This window comes from Micromonospora sp. CCTCC AA 2012012, assembly GCF_040499845.1.
GTDB classification, from domain to species: Bacteria; Actinomycetota; Actinomycetes; order Mycobacteriales; family Micromonosporaceae; genus Micromonospora; species Micromonospora mangrovi.
In genome coordinates, this window is sequence record NZ_CP159342.1 from 6,342,264 (window position 1) to 6,359,197 (window position 16,934).

15 protein-coding genes are annotated in these 16,934 nt (G+C 73.3%); 10 read left to right on the forward strand and 5 right to left on the reverse strand.

The window, feature by feature from the left end; genetic code table 11:
- Positions 1–14: 14 nt before the first annotated feature.
- Together ABUL08_RS28770 and ABUL08_RS28775 are read left to right on the forward strand one after the other, a co-directional pair.
- On the forward strand, positions 15–1,001 hold the full coding sequence (locus tag ABUL08_RS28770; protein ID WP_350933183.1) for an ABC transporter permease: 987 nt from the start codon (positions 15–17) through the stop codon (positions 999–1,001).
- Between the two features lie 104 nt (positions 1,002–1,105).
- Entirely contained in the window at positions 1,106–2,842 is a 1,737-nt protein-coding gene (locus ABUL08_RS28775) for an ABC transporter substrate-binding protein (RefSeq protein WP_350933184.1), read from the forward strand.
- Between the two features lie 43 nt (positions 2,843–2,885).
- Here the strand turns inward: ABUL08_RS28775 and ABUL08_RS28780 are convergent, their stop codons facing one another.
- The gene (locus ABUL08_RS28780; RefSeq protein ID WP_350933185.1) at positions 2,886–5,030 is read right to left on the reverse strand and encodes a S9 family peptidase; all 2,145 of its coding nucleotides are present in this window, start codon (positions 5,028–5,030) and stop codon (positions 2,886–2,888) included.
- An 86-nt stretch (positions 5,031–5,116) separates the two neighbouring features.
- Between ABUL08_RS28780 and mshB the strand changes: the two genes are divergently transcribed.
- The 3 genes from mshB (at position 5,117) to ABUL08_RS28795 (ending at position 7,035) form a co-directional block, all read left to right on the forward strand.
- Positions 5,117–6,043 (forward strand): N-acetyl-1-D-myo-inositol-2-amino-2-deoxy-alpha-D-glucopyranoside deacetylase, encoded by a 927-nt coding sequence (mshB, locus tag ABUL08_RS28785; protein ID WP_350933186.1) that lies wholly within the window; start codon positions 5,117–5,119, stop codon positions 6,041–6,043.
- Between the two features lie 11 nt (positions 6,044–6,054).
- Positions 6,055–6,489 (forward strand): hypothetical protein, encoded by a 435-nt coding sequence (locus ABUL08_RS28790; RefSeq protein ID WP_350933188.1) that lies wholly within the window; start codon positions 6,055–6,057, stop codon positions 6,487–6,489.
- 81 nt (positions 6,490–6,570) lie between these two features.
- A complete protein-coding gene (locus ABUL08_RS28795) occupies positions 6,571–7,035 on the forward strand; it encodes a hypothetical protein (protein WP_350933189.1) in 465 nt (154 codons plus the stop codon).
- 137 nt (positions 7,036–7,172) lie between these two features.
- Here the strand turns inward: ABUL08_RS28795 and ABUL08_RS28800 are convergent, their stop codons facing one another.
- Together ABUL08_RS28800 and ABUL08_RS28805 are read right to left on the reverse strand one after the other, a co-directional pair.
- A complete protein-coding gene (locus ABUL08_RS28800) occupies positions 7,173–8,633 on the reverse strand; it encodes a hypothetical protein (protein ID WP_350933190.1) in 1,461 nt (486 codons plus the stop codon).
- Positions 8,634–8,736: 103 nt separating this feature from the next.
- On the reverse strand, positions 8,737–9,696 hold the full coding sequence (locus tag ABUL08_RS28805) for a GNAT family N-acetyltransferase (protein WP_350933191.1): 960 nt from the start codon (positions 9,694–9,696) through the stop codon (positions 8,737–8,739).
- A 78-nt stretch (positions 9,697–9,774) separates the two neighbouring features.
- Here ABUL08_RS28805 and fdxA point away from each other — a divergent pair, with 78 nt between their 5' ends.
- The 5 genes from fdxA to ABUL08_RS28830 are packed head-to-tail and all read left to right on the forward strand — an operon-like array spanning position 9,775 to position 13,628.
- Entirely contained in the window at positions 9,775–10,101 is a 327-nt protein-coding gene (gene fdxA, locus ABUL08_RS28810; protein ID WP_007464872.1) for a ferredoxin, read from the forward strand.
- Positions 10,098–11,204 carry a succinyldiaminopimelate transaminase gene (gene dapC, locus ABUL08_RS28815; RefSeq protein ID WP_350938888.1) on the forward strand — a complete coding sequence of 369 codons (1,107 nt, stop codon included), beginning with the start codon at positions 10,098–10,100 and terminating at the stop codon, positions 11,202–11,204. The genes fdxA and dapC overlap by 4 nt, the downstream gene beginning before the upstream one ends.
- A gap of 18 nt (positions 11,205–11,222) precedes the next feature.
- Entirely contained in the window at positions 11,223–12,281 is a 1,059-nt protein-coding gene (locus ABUL08_RS28820; protein ID WP_350933192.1) for a prephenate dehydrogenase, read from the forward strand.
- Between the two features lie 46 nt (positions 12,282–12,327).
- Complete coding sequence (locus ABUL08_RS28825) at positions 12,328–12,981, forward strand: SIMPL domain-containing protein (RefSeq protein ID WP_350933193.1); 654 nt, start codon at positions 12,328–12,330, stop codon at positions 12,979–12,981.
- Positions 12,981–13,628: a nucleoside/nucleotide kinase family protein gene (locus ABUL08_RS28830; protein WP_350933194.1), complete on the forward strand. Its 648-nt coding sequence runs from the start codon at positions 12,981–12,983 to the stop codon at positions 13,626–13,628. The genes ABUL08_RS28825 and ABUL08_RS28830 overlap by 1 nt, the downstream gene beginning before the upstream one ends.
- Here ABUL08_RS28830 and ABUL08_RS28835 read toward each other — a convergent pair.
- Both ABUL08_RS28835 and ABUL08_RS28840 read right to left on the reverse strand, forming a co-directional pair.
- Positions 13,605–16,199, reverse strand: a complete 2,595-nt coding sequence (locus tag ABUL08_RS28835) for a hypothetical protein (RefSeq protein ID WP_350933195.1) — start codon at positions 16,197–16,199, stop codon at positions 13,605–13,607. The two genes, ABUL08_RS28830 and ABUL08_RS28835, sit on opposite strands and share 24 nt — an antisense overlap.
- Before the next feature lie 91 nt (positions 16,200–16,290).
- On the reverse strand, positions 16,291–16,848 hold the full coding sequence (locus tag ABUL08_RS28840) for a sugar O-acetyltransferase (protein ID WP_350933196.1): 558 nt from the start codon (positions 16,846–16,848) through the stop codon (positions 16,291–16,293).
- Positions 16,849–16,934: the final 86 nt, after the last annotated feature.

Sequence of the window (16,934 nt, forward strand, 5' to 3'; positions counted from 1 at the left end):
GCGGTGGCTCTCCCATGACCCGATTCCTGGTCCGGCGGCTGCTGACCGCCGTGCTCACCCTCTTCGCGGTGAGCGTGCTCAGTTTCCTGATGTTCTTCGGGCTGCCCCGCGACCCGGTCAGCGGGATGTGCCCGAAGAACTGCAACGCGGAGCGGCTGGAGCGGGTCCGCGAGGAGCTGGGCCTGCGCGACCCGCTGCCGGAGCAGTACGCCAACTACATGAAGGGCATCGTCACCGGCCGGGACCTGGGCAGCTCCCAGGGCGGCCGGTGTGACGCCCCCTGCCTCGGCTACTCCTACGTCAACAGCGAGGCGGTCACCGACACCCTGCTCCGGGTGCTGCCGGTGACGCTGAGCATCGTCATCCCGGCGGCCGTGCTGTGGCTGGCGCTCGGGGTCGGGCTGGGCATGATCTCGGCGCTGCGGCGGGGCACGCTGGTGGACCGGCTGGCGATCGGCTTCTCGCTGACCGGGGCCTCCATGCAGCTCTACTTCGTCGGCGCGGTGCTCCTGCTGATCTTCACCTACAACCTGCGGATCACGCCGACGCCGAGCTACACGTCGTTGTTCGACAATCCGGTGAAGTGGGCCAGCGGGCTGGTGCTCGCCTGGGTGTCGCTGGCCTTCCTCTTCTCCGCGATCTATGCCCGGCTGTCCCGGGCGCAGATGCTGGAGACGCTCTCGGAGGACTTCGTCCGGACCGCGCGGGCCAAGGGCCTGGCCAAACCCAAGGTGTACGGGCGGCACGCGCTGCGCGCGGCGATCACCCCGATCGTCACCATCGCCGGTCTCGACGTGGGCAGCGCGCTCGGCGGCACGGTGATCACCGAGACCACCTTCGGCATCCAGGGGCTCGGCCGGACCGCGGTGGACGCGGTCAAGGGCGGCGACCTGCCGACCATCATGGCCACCGTGCTGATCTCGGCGGTCTTCATCGTGGTCGCCAACATCGTGGTGGACATCCTCTATGCCGCCATCGACCCGCGGGTCCGGTTGCGATAGCGCAACGGCACCCCGGCGGGGCATGGAGAAATTCGCCGCCTTCTGTTACACAAACCGTAGTTTTCCTACGTCGTCTGACGAGGCTCCAGATAGGGAGGGCGCAGATGCGCTTGAAGAGGGCAGCCGCCGCAGGCGGAGCGCTCGCACTGCTCGCGGTGATGGGGGCGTGCAGCGAGAACAAGGGCACCGACGGCGGTAACGACGCCGACCGGGTGCAGAGCGGTTCGATCGCCACCGACCCGAAGGACTCGATGGGTCCGGCCGCCGAGGTGCCGGGCGCCGCCAAGGGCGGCACCTTCCGGGTGATCCGGGAGACCAAGATCTCGCACATCGACCCGCAGCGGGTCTATTCCTTCGCCGGCCTGATGAACGCGCCGCTGTACGCCCGCTTCCTGACCACCTTCAAGGACGACGGCTCCGGCAAGGTGACCCTGGTCGGCGACCTGGCCGAGACCCCGGGCACCGATGTCAACAAGGACTGCAAGGTCTGGGAGTTCAAGGTCAAGGACGGGGTGAAGTTCGAGGACGGCAGCCCGATCACCTCCAAGGAGATCGCGTACGGCATCGCCCGTTCCTTCGACCCCGACCTGACCGGCGGCCCCACCTACCTGCAGGAGTGGCTCGCCGACAGCCCGCAGTACGACACCAAGTGGAACTTCAAGGCGAACAAGACGTCGTTGCCCCCGGGCCTGACCACGCCGGACGCCAAGACGCTGAAGTTCGAGTTCGCCAAGCCGCACTGCGACCTGCCGTTCGCCGCGTCGCTGCCGTACACGGCTCCGCTGAAGCCGGAGAAGGACACCGGCGTCAACCTGGACAACCAGCCGTTCTCCTCCGGGCCATACAAGATCACCAAGAACACCGCGGGTGTCGAGCTGGTGATGGAGCGGAACGAGAACTGGGACCCGAAGACCGACCCGGTGCGGCACGCGTACCCGGACAGGATCGTCTGGGCCTTCGGCCCGGACGCCGAGGCGGGCGCCAACCGGGTGATCGCCGACAACGGCGACGACCAGACGGCGCTGGGCTGGAACGGCGTGCCCTCCGCGCTGGTCGCCCGGGTCACCGGTGACGCGGCCCTCAAGGACCGCTCGGTGCGCGGCCAGACGCCGAGCCTGTGGCGGCTCGAGATCAACACCCAGCGGGTGCCGGACCTGGCGGTGCGGCAGGCGCTGAACTACGCCGTCGACCGCGACGGCTTCATCAAGGCGTACGGCGGCGAGGCGTCGGCCAAGGCCGTCACCACCCTGATGCCGCCCTCGACCATCGGCTACGAGAAGTACGACGCCTACCCGGCCGGCCCGAACGGCAACGTCGAGAAGGCCAAGGAGCTGCTCGCCGGCAAGACCCCGGAGCTGGTGCTCGGCATCAGCGACGACTCGCCGGAACTGGCCACCCAGCTCAAGGGCAACCTGGAGAAGGCCGGCTTCAAGATCACGGTGAAGACCATCCCGACCGACGCCAAGCTCGACGAGGTCGGCAAGAAGAACAACCCGTACGACCTCTACATCAACCAGTGGGCCGCCGACTGGCCCAGCGGCGCGGCGATCCTGCCGGTGCTCTTCGACGGCCGCACCATCAAGGCCGAGAACAACAGCAACACCTCGTACGTCAACAGCGACGAGATCAACAAGGAGTTCGACCGGGTGCTCGCCATGCCCGCCGGTGAGCAGGGCAAGGAGTGGGCCAAGCTCGACCAGCGGATCATGAAGGAGCTGGCCCCGGCCGTACCGCTCTTCGTCGAGCAGGGGTACTACCTGCACGGCTCGAAGGTGGGCGGGATCTACCTGTCCAGCATCTTCGGCTACCCGGCGCTGACCAGCGCGTACGTCAAGCAGTAACCGCCCGTCACGAGGGGCCCCCGCACACCGCGGGGGCCCCTCGTCACAGGTGCGTACGGAGGAAGTCCAGCTCCAGCCGGAGCAGGCGTTCCGCCGTACCGCCGGCGGCCATGTGGGTCGCCCCGGTCAGCGGCAGCACCGCGTGCGGTCGCCCGGCGGCCAGCAGCGCCGCCGACAGCCGCAGCGTGTGCGCCGCCACCACGTTGTCGTCCACCAGGCCGTGCACCAGCAGCATCGGCCGGGCCTGGTCCGTCGCGCCGAGCGGCTCGGCGGCCAGCTCCACCAGCGAATGGTGCGCGTACACGTCCATCCCGTCGTCCGGCAGGCCGAGATAGCGCTCGGTGTACGCGGTGTCGTACAACGTCCAGTCGGTGACCGGCGCGCCCACGATCGCGCAGCGGAACAGCTCCGGGTGGCGCAGCACCGCCAGCCCGGCCAGCCAGCCGCCTAACGACCAGCCCCGCACCGCCACCCGCGCCAGGTCCAGGTCCGGGTGCTTGTCGGCGAGCGCGGTCAGCGCGTCCACCTGGTCGGAGAGGATCACGTCGGCGAGCCGCCGGTGGATCGCCTTCTCGAATGACGGCGCCACCCCGGGGGTGCCCCGGTTGTCGATGGTCACCACCGCGAAGCCGGCCTCGGCCCACCACTGCCGCTCCAGCCAGGCCGCCCGGGCCGCGACCACCTCCTGGTGCCCCGGGCCGCCGTAGATGTCCAGCAGCACCGGCAGCCGGGTGCCCTTGACGTGGTCGGCCGGATAGAGCACGGCCGTCGGCAGCCGCCGGTCGGTCACCCGCACCAGCATCGGCCGCGGCGCGTACGGCGGGTTCGCGGCGAACGAGCGGATCTGGGCCACCTCGCGGTCGTCGTGCCACACCGACCAGCGGGTGCCCGGGTGGTCCAGCGAGGCGCTGCCCACGACCAGCGTGGAGCCGCCGATCGCGGCGGTGTGCCAGCCCGGATCGCTGCTCATCCGGCGGGCGTCCACGCCACCGCCGATCGTGGTGCGGACCCGGTAGAGGTGCCGCTGGCTCGGTTCCCCCTCGCTCGCCTCGACCAGCAGGTCCGCCGGCCCGTTCGGCCCCGCCGGCAGCCGGCCCACCACCCGGCGTACGTAGAGCGACGGCGGGGTGAGCAGGGTGCCGTCGGCGAAGAGGCAGCGGGCGTCGTACCCGTCGTGGGCCAGCTCGCCGCCGACCAGCACCCGACCGTCCGGCAGGTGCGCCGGCGTGCCGGGGATCGGCTCCACCCAGCGTGGGTCGGCCAGCTCGGCGTGCACCTGCGTCTCGCCGGTCCGCGGGTCCACCGCGAGCACCAGCCCGTGCTGCTGGGAACGGCGCAGCACGGTGATCAGCGGGCCGCCGTCCGCCCAGTCCACCGAGGTCAGGTACGGGTAGGTCTCCCGGTCCCAGTGCACGTCGACCCAGCCGTCGTCCAGGTCGAGCAGGTGCAGGCTGACCTCCGCGTTCGGGCCGCCCGCCACCGGGTAGGCGACGGTGGTCGGCCGGCTGGTCGGGTCGGCCGGGTCGTGCAGGTACCAGTGCGGCAGCCGGGACTCGTCCACCCGGGCGGCCAGCACCGAGCGCCCGTCCGGCGCCCACCAGTAGCCACGGAACCGGTCGAACTCCTCGGCGGCGATGTGCTCGGCCAGCCCCCAGGTCACCCCGCTGTCCTCACCCGCGAGCAGGTTGTCCGTGCCGTCCGGGTCGACCACCCGCAGCTGACCCCGGCGGACCCCCTCGGCGGCGTCGGTGACGTACGCCAGCCGCTCGCCGGTCGGGTCGGGGCGCGGGTCGATCACCGGGCCGACGGTGGCCACCTCGATCACGTCCCCGTGCACCAGATCGGCCCGGAACAGCCGGCCCGCGAGGGCGAACGCCGCGATCCGGCCGGCCCCGTCCAGGGCGTACGAGCCGATGCCGGCGGCGCTGAGCCGCAGGCGTTCCCGCAGGGCCCGCTCGCCGGGGGCGAGGGCGGCCGGGTCGCCGTCCGCGCCGAGCAGCGTCGCCGGGTCGGCGACCAGCCGCTCCTCGCCGGAGTCGACGTCCAGCAGCCAGAGGGCGTCGGCCGGGTCCTCCGGGCCGGCCGAGCGCAGGAAGATCACCCGGGAACCGTCGTCGGTCACGGTGACCGCGCGCGGCGCCCCGTGGCTGAACCGACGGGTACGGGCGGCCAGCTCGGGAAAGTCCACGCTTCGGATCGTAGGCGCGCGTCGGGCGTGATGTGGCCGACCTGAGCGGACGCGTGAAGCTCGGTGGGACACCACTGCCGGTTAGAGTGACGGTCGTGACGACGCTGCCCGACCGCCGCCTGCTGCTGGTCCACGCGCACCCCGACGACGAGTCGATCGGCACCGGCTCGACGATGGCCCACTACGCCGCCGCCGGCGCCCACGTCACGCTGGTGACCTGCACGTTGGGCGAGGAGGGCGAGATCCACGTGCCGGCGCTGGCCCAGCTCGCCGCCGCCGAGGCCGACCAGCTCGGCGGCTACCGGATCGGTGAGCTCGCCGCCGCCTGCGCCGCGCTCGGCGTCACCGACCACCGCTTCCTCGGCGGCGCGGGCCGCTACCGCGACTCGGGGATGATGGGGCTGGCCACCAACGAGCACCCCCGGGCGTTCTGGCAGGCCGACCTGGACTCCGCCGCCGGGCAACTGGTGGAGATCATGCGCGAGGTCCGCCCCCAGGTCATGATCACGTACGACCCGAACGGCTTCTACGGCCACCCCGACCACATCCAGGCGCACCGGGTGGCGATGCGGGCCGTGGAACTGGCCGCCGTCGAGGGCGTCGCCCCGGCGAAGGTCTACTGGACGGCCATGCCGCGCAGCGTGCTGGAGGCCGGCATGAGCCACTTCGAGGAGTCCTCGGACAACCCCTTCGCGGGCATCGACGACGTCGACGAGCTGCCCTTCGGCACCCCCGACCCGGAGATCGCCGCCCGGATCGACGCCACCGACCAGCACGCCGCCAAGGAGGCGGCGATGCGGGCGCACGCCACGCAGATCCCCGCCACCTCCTGGCTCTATGCCATCGCCGGCAACTTCGGCGCCGAGTTCATGGGCGTGGAGTACTTCACCCTGGCGGTCGGCGACAAGGGCCCGGGCGCCGGCCCGTACGGCTGGGAGGACGACCTCTTCGCCGGCCTGGCCCTGGACGACGGGCCGGACCGGTCCCCGGTCGTCGCGGCCGGTCACCGGTGACCACCGCCCCCATGTCGGTCCTGCCCGGCCAGGAGCCCAGCGCGCCGACCGCACGCCCACGGCGCGGCCTCGACCTCGTCCTGCGACTCGTCGGCGGGGTGATCGCCGTCGTCGCCGGCCTGCTCTCGGCGGTGCTGGAGCTGCTGCTGGCCACCGTCCGGGTGGGTGGACAGCTCATCGGGGTGTCGGTGCTGGTGGCGGTCGGCGCGGGCATCGCGCTGAGCTGGTTCGCCCACGAGGTGGTGGGCCGCCGCTGGTCGGTCGTGCTGCCGGCGCTGCCCTGGTTCGTGCTGATGGCGGTGGCCTCGGTCCGCACCACCGAGGGGGACCTGCTGCTCTCCGGCGACAACTGGGTCGGTCTCGCGATGATCGTCGCCGGTGCGATGACCTTCGCCGTGATGGGCTTCCGGCAGATGCTCGCGCCACCGGTCCACCACGACGGGTGATGACGACACCCGGGCCGCGGTGGTAGATATTCCTGCCAGAGGACCCGCCGCCCCGGCGGGCGGTACGGCGGGAGGTGGGCGATGAGCCAGCGGTGGCGCGCGGTGGGCGTGCTGGCGGGGACGCTGTTCCTGGTCAACGTGCTGGCCCGGCTGGTGATCAAGCTCGGCTTCGACGAGGACGACAGCGCCGCCGACCGGGTCTCGTGGGTGATGTTCCTGGTCATCGGCCTGATCCTCGCCGTGATGGCGTTCCGCTGGGGCCGGGACCGTCCCGTCGCCCGATGGTCCACCGATCTGGTCGTCACGGTGGCCGTGGCGCTCGCGTTGACCGTCTTCGTCGCACCGCTGCTGGTCGGCCAGAACCCGTTCGCCGGTGGTGCCGGGCTCTTCTTCGCCCAGATCTGGCTCTATCTGGCGGCCACCGCCGCCGGCGTGCTCGTCGGCTATCTCGTGCTCACCGCCCTGGGCCGCGACCACCGCTCCCAGCAGCTCAAGCGCTACGCCCAGCTGAAGGCCGCCAAGCCCCGCCGGGTCGTCCGTCGCTGACCCGGCCGATCGCCCGACAAGCTCGCCGGTCTGCGCCCGGCTGGCCGCCGCCGCATGATCGTCTGCTGTTGACGGTGGTGACACGCCGACATCGGGTGCGCTGAACAGCAGACGATCATGCGGCCAGGCCGACCAGCTCAGGTGCGGCGGCGGTCCCGGTCGGTGGGGAGCGGCGAGGTGGCCTCGGACTCGGTCACCCGGTCCCCACCGGTGGTGATCATGGTGCCCTCGGGCGTGACCACCTCGTCCACCTGGTCCAGCTCCGGCGGCATCATCGACGTCAGCACCCGGTCCGCCGACTCCATGGTCACCGCCGGCCCGGACCCGTCGCCCGACGTACGCACCGGCTGCCGCGCCGCCGTGTCCCCGTCGCCGCTGTCGGAGCGCGGGAGGGGAACCCGGGCATCCGATCCGGTGTCCGCAGCCGTGCCGGAGCCGGTCGGCAGTGCGACCTGCTCCCCGCCGCGCTCCGTACCACCGGACCCTGTCCCACCGCCGGACCCCGCCCGGCCGGACTCCGCACCGCCGGACTTCGCCTGACCGGACTCCGCACCGCCGGACTTCGCACCGTCGGACTCCGCCCGGCCGGACTCCTCAGCGTCGGACCCCGCCTGACCGGACTCCGCACCGACCGGGGCCGCCAGCAGGGCCGGCGTGTCGGGCGGCGAGGCGATGCTCCCCGTCGCCTCCTCCTCCAGTTCCGCCGCGCGCCGCTCGACCTGCTCGACCTCGGGCGCCTGCGGGGCCACCTCGGCGAGCTGCGCCGCCTGCCGCTCCACCTCTTCCAGCTCGGCGGTGACCGCCGTCGCCGCGGTGTCGGCGCCGACCTGCTCGCCGCCCCGCGACGAGTCCGACCGCCCGCTCGACCGGGTGGCCGACCGCTCACCCGACGGTGAGCTCGCCCGCCCGCCTGACGAGGAGGCCGACCCTCGGTTCGACGCAGAGGCCGACCCTCGGTTCGACGAGGAGGCCGACGCTCGGTTCGACGGGGAGGTCGACGCTCCGTTCGACGCGGAGGCCGACGCTCCGTTCGACGCGGAGTGGGAGGGCCCGTTCGGCCCGGAGTTCGAGTGCTCGGCTCGCCGCCCGGAGGTGCCGCTGCCGGAACGGACGGTCCTGCGGCCCTCGCGCAGCGCCTTGATCAACGCGTCGACCAGGTCGTTCTTGCGCCAGTCGGCGGTGCCGGTGATGCCGCGTCGGCGGAGTCGGTCGCGCAGCTGGTCGACCTTCAGCCGGGCGATCTCGCTCTCCTTCACCTCGGGGGTGTTCGGGGTCTGGTTGCCCGGCCGCTCCCCACCGTTGCCCTGCTTCCCGCCGGAGGTGCGGCGCGAGTCGCCGGTGGCGCGGGAGTTCGCGCGGGACCGTACCGTCCGGCGGCCCTCGCGCAGGGCCTTGACGAGGGCGTCGACCAGGGCGTCCTTGCGCCAGTCGGCGGTGCCGGTGATGCCGCGTCGGCGGAGTCGGTCGCGGAGCTGGTCGACCTTCAGCCGGGCGATCTCGCTCTCGTTCACCTCGGGGGTGTTCGGGGTCTGGTTGCCGGGGACGTTCTTCGTCGCCGTCGAGCCGCTGGCGCGCTGCGATGCGCTCTGACTGGCCATCGAACGGGTCCTTCCTGTCCGGGGTGCGGCGACCCGCGTCGTGCCGCCTCCCGTTACCCCTACCCTCGACGACCTGCCGAAACCTTCCTCTCGCGGCTGCGGCTCAGGCCGGGGCGACCCGGGTCAGGTAGGTGTGGTGGGTGGTGAAACCCAGCCCCCGGTAGAGGGTCACCGCCGGGGTGTTGCGCTGTTCGACCTGGAGGAAGGCGTGGGTGGCCCCCTCCGCCGCGCCCCAGTCGACCAGCGACCGGATCACCCGGCGGGCGAGACCCTGCCGACGCACCTGCGGCGCCACCTCGACCAGGGTGAGGCCGAGCCAGCGGCCGTCACCGGTGACGGTGCCACGGCCGATGGCGAGCAGCTCGCCGCCGGCGTACACCTGGGCGAAGCGGACCCGGTCCACGGCGGTGAGAATGTGGCGGGCGGCGTCCGGCAGGCCGCCCTTGCGGCCGGCGGCGACCGCCAACCAGGCCTCCGACGGCGCGGTCGCCAGCTCGACCGGCGGCAGGCCCGCCCGGTCGGTCGGGGTCGGCGGCAGCCCGGCGAGCGCGACGGTCTGCACCACCGTGAGGGGGCGGGCGCCCCACCCGCGGGCGTCCAGCTCCGCGCCGACCGGCGCGGCCAGCGGCAGGGGCGTGTTGACCAGGGCGGGCTGGCCCCGGTCGGCGTACCAGCGTTCGACGGCGTCCAGGGCGGCGGGCAGCGGGCGGTCCGGGTCGCCGACCGGGAGCGCCGAGTTGGCCCGGCCGGTCCACCCCTCGGCGCTGCGCAGCCGCCAGTCACCGAGCCGGCCCTGGACGGGCGCCGGCCAGGCCTCGTCGGCGGCCAGTTCCAACGCGACCACCGCGGCGGCGGTCGGCCGGCGGGCCGGTGGCACCCGCTTCGCCCGGTGCACCTCGCTGACCGGCACCCGCAACCGACCCTGCGCCGTGGCCAGGGTGATGTGGGTCTCGTTCAGCTCGACCAGCTCCCCGAGGGCGTCGGTGAAGAGCGGCCGGCCTTCGCGAATCCCCACAATGCGGCGGACCACGATGCGGTGTCCCACATCCTGCTGTCGGAGCACGATTCACCCCCTCCCCGGCGAGATACTAGGCTCTTACCGTCGCGGGTGATCGCGACGAGTCTGCGGAGGAGAAGACCGGTGACCTACATCATCGCCGAGCCGTGCGTGGATGTGCTCGACAAGGCTTGCATCGAGGAGTGCCCGGTCGACTGCATTTACGAGGGCAACCGGATGCTCTACATCCACCCCGACGAGTGCGTCGACTGCGGGGCCTGTGAGCCGGTCTGCCCGGTGGAGGCGATCTTCTACGAGGACGACGTCCCGGAGCAGTGGAAGGACTACACCGGGGCGAACTACGAGTTCTTCGAGGACCTCGGCTCGCCGGGCGGCGCCTCCAAGATCGGCAAGGTGGAGAAGGACGCGACGTTCGTCGCCGCCCAGCCGCCGCGCGGAGAGGGCCACTGAACCGGCCCGCGCCGGTCTCGTCGCGGCTGCCCGACTTCACCTGGGACACCCTGGACGCCGCGGCCACGACGGCCGCGGCGCACCCGGACGGTCTCATCAACCTCTCGATGGGCACGCCGGTCGATCCGGTTCCCCCGGTCATCCGGCAGGCGCTGGCCGACGCGTCGAACGCGCCCGGCTATCCGCTGACCGCGGGCTCGCCCGCGCTGCGGGACGCCATCGCGGCCTGGGTGGCCCGGGCCTGCGGCGCAGGGGCCGACGGTCTCGGCGTGCTGCCCACGATCGGTTCCAAGGAGCTGGTCGCGTGGCTGCCCACGCTGCTGGGCGTCGGCCCCGGTGACATCGTGGTGGTGCCGTCCATCGCCTACCCGACCTACGAGGACGGGGCGCGGCTGGCGGGCGCCACCACCGTACGGACCGACTCGCTGACCGCGGTCGGACCGAGTTCCCGGGTACGCCTGGTGTGGATCAACTCGCCCGGCAACCCGACCGGGCGGGTGCTCCCCGCCACCCACCTGCGCAAGGTGGTGGACTGGGCGCGCGAGCGGGGTGCCGTGGTCGCCAGCGACGAGTGCTATCTGCCGCTCGGCTGGGACGCCGAACCCGTCTCGGTCCTCTCGCCCGAGGTCTGCGGCGGCTCGTACGACGGGGTGCTGGCGGTGCACTCGCTCTCCAAGCGCTCCAACCTGGCCGGCTACCGGGCCGGCTTCGTCGCCGGCGATCCGGCGCTGGTCGCCGAGCTGCTCAAGATCCGGAAGCACGCCGGCATGATCGTGCCCGCACCGGTCCAGGCGGCGATGGTCGCGGCGCTCGGCGACGAGGCCCACGCCGACGCGCAGCGGGAGCGCTACCGGGCCCGTCGCGAACAGCTGTACGCCGCCTTCACCGGTGCCGGCTTCACCGTCGAGCACTCCGAGGCCGGGCTCTATCTCTGGATGACCCGCGACGAGGACTGCTGGGAGACCGTCGACTGGCTGGCCCGACGGGGCATCCTGGTCGCCGCCGGGATCTTCTACGGCCCAGCGGGCGCCCGGCACGTCCGGGTGGCGCTCACCGAGTCCGACGAACACGTCGCGGCGGTCGCCGACCGGTTGCGCGCCTGACCGGCGGGCGGCTTCTTCATGACGGACGGCGGGGCGGAACGGGCCGGCGAGGTGGAGCCGTCGCTGCCGGGAGCAGAGCTGGTCGGAGTGCGGGCCGCCGTGATCGGCACCGGTCTGATCGGCGGGTCGGTGCTGCTGCGGCTGCGCGACGCCGGCTTCGACGTGACCGGCTGGGACCCGGACCCGACGACCCGGGGGTACGCCGCCGCGTCGGGGGTCACCTGCGCGGAGAGCCTCGACGAGGCGGTCGCCGGCCGGCAGGTGGTGTTTCTCTGCGGACCTCTGCCCACGCTGCCGGAGACCCTGCTGCGCGTCGCCGGCCTCGTCGGTGAGCGGTGCGTGCTGACCGACGTGGGCAGCACCAAAGGGGAGCTGGCCGCCTTCGCCGAGGCGCACGGGCTCACCGACCGTTTCGTGCCCGGTCACCCGATGGCCGGTACGGACCGGGCCGGCCTCACGTCGGCCGATCCGGCGCTCTTCGACGGGGCCGCCTGGGTGCTGTGTCCCGCCGGTGGCGCCGGCACGGCCGCCTTCCGTTGGCTGGCCGACCTGGTCATCCGGGTCTTCCGCGCGCACGTGGTGCCCATGTCACCGACCGAGCACGACGCGGTGGTGGCGCTCTCCTCGCATGTGCCGCACCTGCTCGCCCGGGCGCTCGCGGGGGCGGTGCACCGGGCCGAGCTGCGGGACGCGGTGCTCGGTCTCGCCGCCGGCAGTTTCCGCGACGGCACCAGGGTCGCCGCGACCCCGTCGGAGCGCACCGTCAACATGCTCCTCGGCAACCGGGCGCGGGTGCTGGAGGAGCTGGCCCGGGTGGGCGGCGTGCTGGACGAGCTGGCCGCCGCACTGGGCGCCGCGGACCGGACGGCCCTGGTGGAGCTGCACGAGGAGGGGAGGGCCGCCCGAACCGGCCTCTTCGAGCGGCAGCTGACCAGGGAACGGCGGGAGTTCGCCGTGGTCGGCGAGCAGGCCGAGGAGTTGGCGTGGCTGCTGGGGCTGGGCTCCGCCGGGGGGCACCTCACCGAGTGCCGCGTCGTGGACGGGCGGGTGGCGTACGCCGGGGAACGCCCGGCCTGACCGCGACGCTCGCGCGGGCCGGTCCGCGCGCGGCTAGGGTGGGGGCATGGTGGACGGACCGGTCGTGGCGGTACGCGGCGAGGCGTACCGGGAGGTCGCTCCCGAGCTGGCGCGGTTCAGTGTGACCGCGACGGCCCGGGACCGGGACCGGGAGGCGACGCTGACCCGGCTGGCCGAGCGGGCGGCGGCGGTCCGGGTCCTGCTGGACTCCGCCGGCCCCGTGATCGACCGGCGGGAGGCCGGCGAGCTGCGGGTCTGGCCCGAGACGAAGCGCTCGGGGGAGCGGGTGGTGGCCTACCACGGCAGTGTCACCACCACCGTGACCGTCACCGACTTCACCGCGCTGGGTGAGCTGATGCTGCGCCTGGCCGACCAGGACCAGGTCGAGGTCGCCGGCCCGTGGTGGTCGCTGCGGCCGGACAGCCCGGCGTACCGGGAGGCGCGGCGGGCGGCGATCGCCGACGCGCTGGCCCGCGCCCGGGAGTACGCGGAGGCGCTCGGCGCCCGGATCACCGCCCTGCTGGAGCTGGCCGACACGGGGCTGGCCGCGCAGCCGATGTTCGCCCGGTCGGCGGAGTTCGGCCGGGCGGGTGGGGTGGCCGGTGGTGCCCCGCCGGAGCTGGAGCTGGATCCGCGCCCGCAGAGCGTGCAGGCGGCGGTGGAGGCCCGGTTCACGATCAGCGAGCCGGTTCTCGGCTGATGCCCCCGGCACAGGTTCTCCCGTTCGACGAGCTGGCGGCCCGGGCCCGGGTCCTCGCCGAGGCCGGTCCACGGCAGCTGCTCGGCGTCGCCGGGGCACCGGGGGCCGGCAAGTCGACCCTGGCGGAGCGGATCGTCGCCGAGGTCGGGCCGACCGCCCGGCTGGTGCCGATGGACGGGTTCCACCTCGCCGGGCCGGAGCTGGCCCGGTTGGGCCGGGACGGGCGCAAGGGCGCCCCGGACACCTTCGACGTCAACGGGTTCGTCTCCCTGCTGCGTCGGCTGCGTCGGTTGGAGCCGACCTCGGTGTGGGCGCCCGCCTTCCGGCGGGACCTGGAGGAGCCGATCGCCGGGTCGATCGAAGTGCCGCCGGAGGTCCGGCTGGTGGTGACCGAGGGCAACTACCTGCTGCTGGACGACGAGCCGTGGGAGGAGGTCCGGTCCCTGCTGCACGAGGCGTGGTTCGTGGACCTGGCCGCGGAGCTGCGGCTGCGCCGGCTGATCGCCCGGCACGAGGCGTACGGGAAGTCGCCCGAGCAGGCGCGGGCCTGGGCGCTGGGCAGCGACGAGACGAACGCGGCGCTGGTGGCCGGCACCGCCGGCCGAGCCGATCTGGTGGTCCGGCTAGCCGACCCCCTGCCGGGGTGACGGGACGCTCCGGCGCAGCAGTCGGGCCACGACCGCCCGTTCCCGGGCGAACTCCACCGACTCCGGATAGCTGCTGTGGTTGCGGATCGGCGGGTCGGCGACCTCGCCCCCGTCGGGGTGCAGGGCTTCCGGGTCGACGACCGGCACGTCCCGTTCCCCGGCGCTGACCGGCCACCCCAGCGGGTCGGTGTCCCGCCAGAAGTTGGTCCAGCCGACGTGGCCGGAGGGCCAGGTGAGCGCGGCTGCGAGGGCGCGCAGCCGCGGCGGCCCGAAGTACGCGGGGAAGATCCGTCCGTAGAGGCGGGTGAGCTGGCAGCCGTACGAGAAGAACCAGATCCGCTGCCGCCACCGGCGGGGGAGCTGGAAGAGCATGGCCGTGCAGATGACACTGCCCTGGCTGTGCCCGGAGAGGATCACTCCGTCCATCCGGCGGGGGTCGTGCGGGGCCAGTGCCAGCAGGCCGGCGATGCGGGTCTGGAGTTCGGGCACGGCGCGTTCGGCGTAGCTGGGCGGGGCGAGCGGGTGGGCGGCGCGCGGCCAGAAGGTGCCGATGTCCCAGAGCACGCCGACCGTGCGCCGCACGGTGTCGTTGCGGTAGACCAGCAGCCCGAGTCCGGCGATCACCAGCGGCAGCCAGCCGAGGATCATGTCGCCGAGGTTGGCGACGGTGTGGACGACCGCCTGCCAGCCGGCCGGGGTCTCGGGGGAGGGGCGGCTGCCGGAGAGGGCCGCCGCGCAGCAGAGGGTCACCAGCACGCCGGAGACGGTGGCGTAGCAGCCGATCAGCCGGACGGCGTGCTCGCCGACGAGTCGGTGCAGGGCCCGGTAGGTGCTCACGTCGCGGCAGCGGCGCAGGTCGTGCGCGGAGAGGGCGGGGCCGGGCGCGGTGAGGGCGGCGTATTCGGTCCGCCGCAGCGCGTGGAAGAGCACCCCGGCGCGCAGCAGCGCGCAGAGCAGGGCGGCCAGCGCGATCACACAGGCCAGCCCGGCCCAGAACACCGCCAGCGGCGGTACGACCCGACTGGTGCCGCTCGGGTCGGCCCGGCTGTCGAGCCGGTCGCTGACCGAGTAGAGCAGGCCGGCGCAGTAGGCGATGGCCATCATCCAGCCGAAGCCGGCGATGAGCGCCGCGCCCCGGCCGCCCCAGGCCAGGTCGGTGTACGCGCCGAGTGGCTGGTGCGGTTCGGCCGGCCGGGTGCGCGGCAGCAGCAGTCCGGCCGCGGCGACGGCGATGGCCGCGACCACGACCATCCAGGAGCGCAGCCCGTCGGGGGCGGGTGGGACGCCGGGCAGGCCCCGTTCGGTCCAGAGCATTCCCAGTGGCAGCAGCGCGCCACCGGCGGCCGGGGCGAGCAGGCCCCGCCGGCCGGCCCGGGTGACCGTGCCGATGGCGATGAGCAGGAGCACCTGGTAGGTGGCGAGCCAGGCGACGATCGCGTCGTACCCGGGCAGTGACCGGTCGGTGCGGCAGCCCGCGATGCCGGGGTCCCGGACGCAGCCGGTCGGCGGCCGGTAGTGGGACAGGGGCGTGCCGGCGGGCCCGTCGGGGAGCAGCACGAGCAGGAACGTCCCGGCCAGCCCGAGGGCGGTGAGCACCCCGACGGTCGCGCTCCACCGGCCGAGCGGGGTGTCGCCGGCGCGGCGGGTCAGCCAGGGGCGGCCCACCGCGACCGCCGCGATCACCAGCACGGCGGCGAGCAGGGCGACGGTCGACCAGACGACGACGGCGCGCAGGCCCACGGGTGGGTCCATGATGACCACCGCGGCGATCGGCACCGAGGCGGCGGTCACCGCTCCGACGCACAGGTGAAGCACGGCGGCCCGCCGCAGCTGTCCCTCGCCGCACCAGAAGGTGGGGTCCTGGAGCGGGTTCTCCAACGGTTCCGGTGGTTCGCTGTGGCGGTCCGCTTCGGTCCCGTCCTCGCGCGACGCGGAGCGGGGGCGCGGCTCGGCGGGCATCTGCGCCTCGTACTGGTAGGTGCGCCAGGCCACCATGCCGAGCGCCAGGAGCACGGCCAGCGGCAGCAGCAGGCCGGCGGCGAGGGCGCGGGTGTCCTGCCGCCACCAGATGTTGCCGAGGAAGTCCCAGGGGCCGGGCAGGTGGCTCAGGCAGTCCGGTCCGACGCACTGCCAGCCGATCAGGTCGACGCCGACGCCGGCCACTGTGATGATCATCGTGCTGGTGAGGCTGAGGCAGAAGAGTCGGATCAGCCAGGCGGCGAGGCCGGAGCGGCTGCCCCAGCGTTCCCGGTCGGGGTCGGGCGGGATGCCGGGCCGGGCGTGCAGCGCCACGTTGGCCAGGGTGAAGGGGAGCAGCAGCGTCCACAGGGCGCGTTCGACGTCCCGCGCGGTCCGCGCGCCCGAGGTCAACTGCCCCCAGCTGTACGCCTCGACGGTGATCGGCTCGTCGTGTCCGGCGGTGGTGGAGCGGTAGAAGCCGGTGACCTCACCACCGGCCACCAGCCAGGGCTGCGGGCCGTCCCCACCGGGCGTGGGGCGCAGACCGAGGAGCTGGTCCGGCGGGGTGTTCGACACCCCGTGGATGCGTAGTTCCAGTACCCGCTCGGCCATGTTGCCCCCTGGTCACCTGTTCACTACCCAGGGTGCACCATCGGGGAGGGATCGCCCACTGTCCGAAATGACGTTTCGGCAGCTCAGACGGCTATTCCAGAGTACGTACGACGCGAGCGGGGTTACCGAGCGCCACCACGTTGGCGGGTAGGTCGCGGGTCACCACGGCTCCGGCGCCGACCACGGTGTTCGCCCCGATGGTGACGCCGGCCAGCACGATGACGCCGCCGCCGAGCCAGACGTTGTCGCCGATGGTGATCGGCTGCGCGGCCTCCCACTTGGCCCGCCGGGGTTCGGGCTCGACGGGGTGGGTGGCGGTGAGCAGTTGGACGTTCGGTCCGATCTGGACGTCCGCGCCGATGGTGATCCGGGCGACGTCGAGGAAGACCGCGTTGAAGTTGACGAAGCTGCGCGGCCCGATGTGGGTCTGCCAGCCGTAGTCGCAGTGGAACGGCGGGCGGATCCAGGTGTCCTCGCCGAGCGAGCCGAGCAGTTCCCGCAGTGCGGCGAGGCGCCCCGTCGGGTCGTCCGTGGAGCTGCGGTTGAAGCGTTCGGAGAGCCGGGCGGCCCGTTCCAGGTCGGCGATGATCTCCGGGTCGTCGGCGATGTACGCCTCGCCGGCCAGCATCCGTTCCCGCATCGAACCCATCGGACGATGATGCCCGATCGGGCGACTGTTTCGTACCGGGACGGTCACATTCGTGACTTCACTTTGCATACTCGGTATGTAATTCT

What these genes read in the sequence shown, in the direction of transcription:
- ABUL08_RS28770 (WP_350933183.1), top strand. Translation starts at nt 15, where the DNA reads ATGACCCGATTCCTGGTCCGGCGGCTGCTGACCGCCGTGCTCACCCTC.
- ABUL08_RS28775 (WP_350933184.1), top strand. Translation starts at nt 1,106, where the DNA reads ATGCGCTTGAAGAGGGCAGCCGCCGCAGGCGGAGCGCTCGCACTGCTC.
- ABUL08_RS28790 (WP_350933188.1), top strand. Translation starts at nt 6,055, where the DNA reads ATGTCGGTCCTGCCCGGCCAGGAGCCCAGCGCGCCGACCGCACGCCCA.
- ABUL08_RS28795 (WP_350933189.1), top strand. Translation starts at nt 6,571, where the DNA reads ATGAGCCAGCGGTGGCGCGCGGTGGGCGTGCTGGCGGGGACGCTGTTC.
- ABUL08_RS28800 (WP_350933190.1), bottom strand. Translation starts at nt 8,633, where the DNA reads ATGGCCAGTCAGAGCGCATCGCAGCGCGCCAGCGGCTCGACGGCGACG.
- ABUL08_RS28820 (WP_350933192.1), top strand. Translation starts at nt 11,223, where the DNA reads ATGACGGACGGCGGGGCGGAACGGGCCGGCGAGGTGGAGCCGTCGCTG.
- ABUL08_RS28825 (WP_350933193.1), top strand. Translation starts at nt 12,328, where the DNA reads ATGGTGGACGGACCGGTCGTGGCGGTACGCGGCGAGGCGTACCGGGAG.
- ABUL08_RS28830 (WP_350933194.1), top strand. Translation starts at nt 12,981, where the DNA reads ATGCCCCCGGCACAGGTTCTCCCGTTCGACGAGCTGGCGGCCCGGGCC.
- ABUL08_RS28835 (WP_350933195.1), bottom strand. Translation starts at nt 16,199, where the DNA reads ATGGCCGAGCGGGTACTGGAACTACGCATCCACGGGGTGTCGAACACC.
- ABUL08_RS28840 (WP_350933196.1), bottom strand. Translation starts at nt 16,848, where the DNA reads ATGGGTTCGATGCGGGAACGGATGCTGGCCGGCGAGGCGTACATCGCC.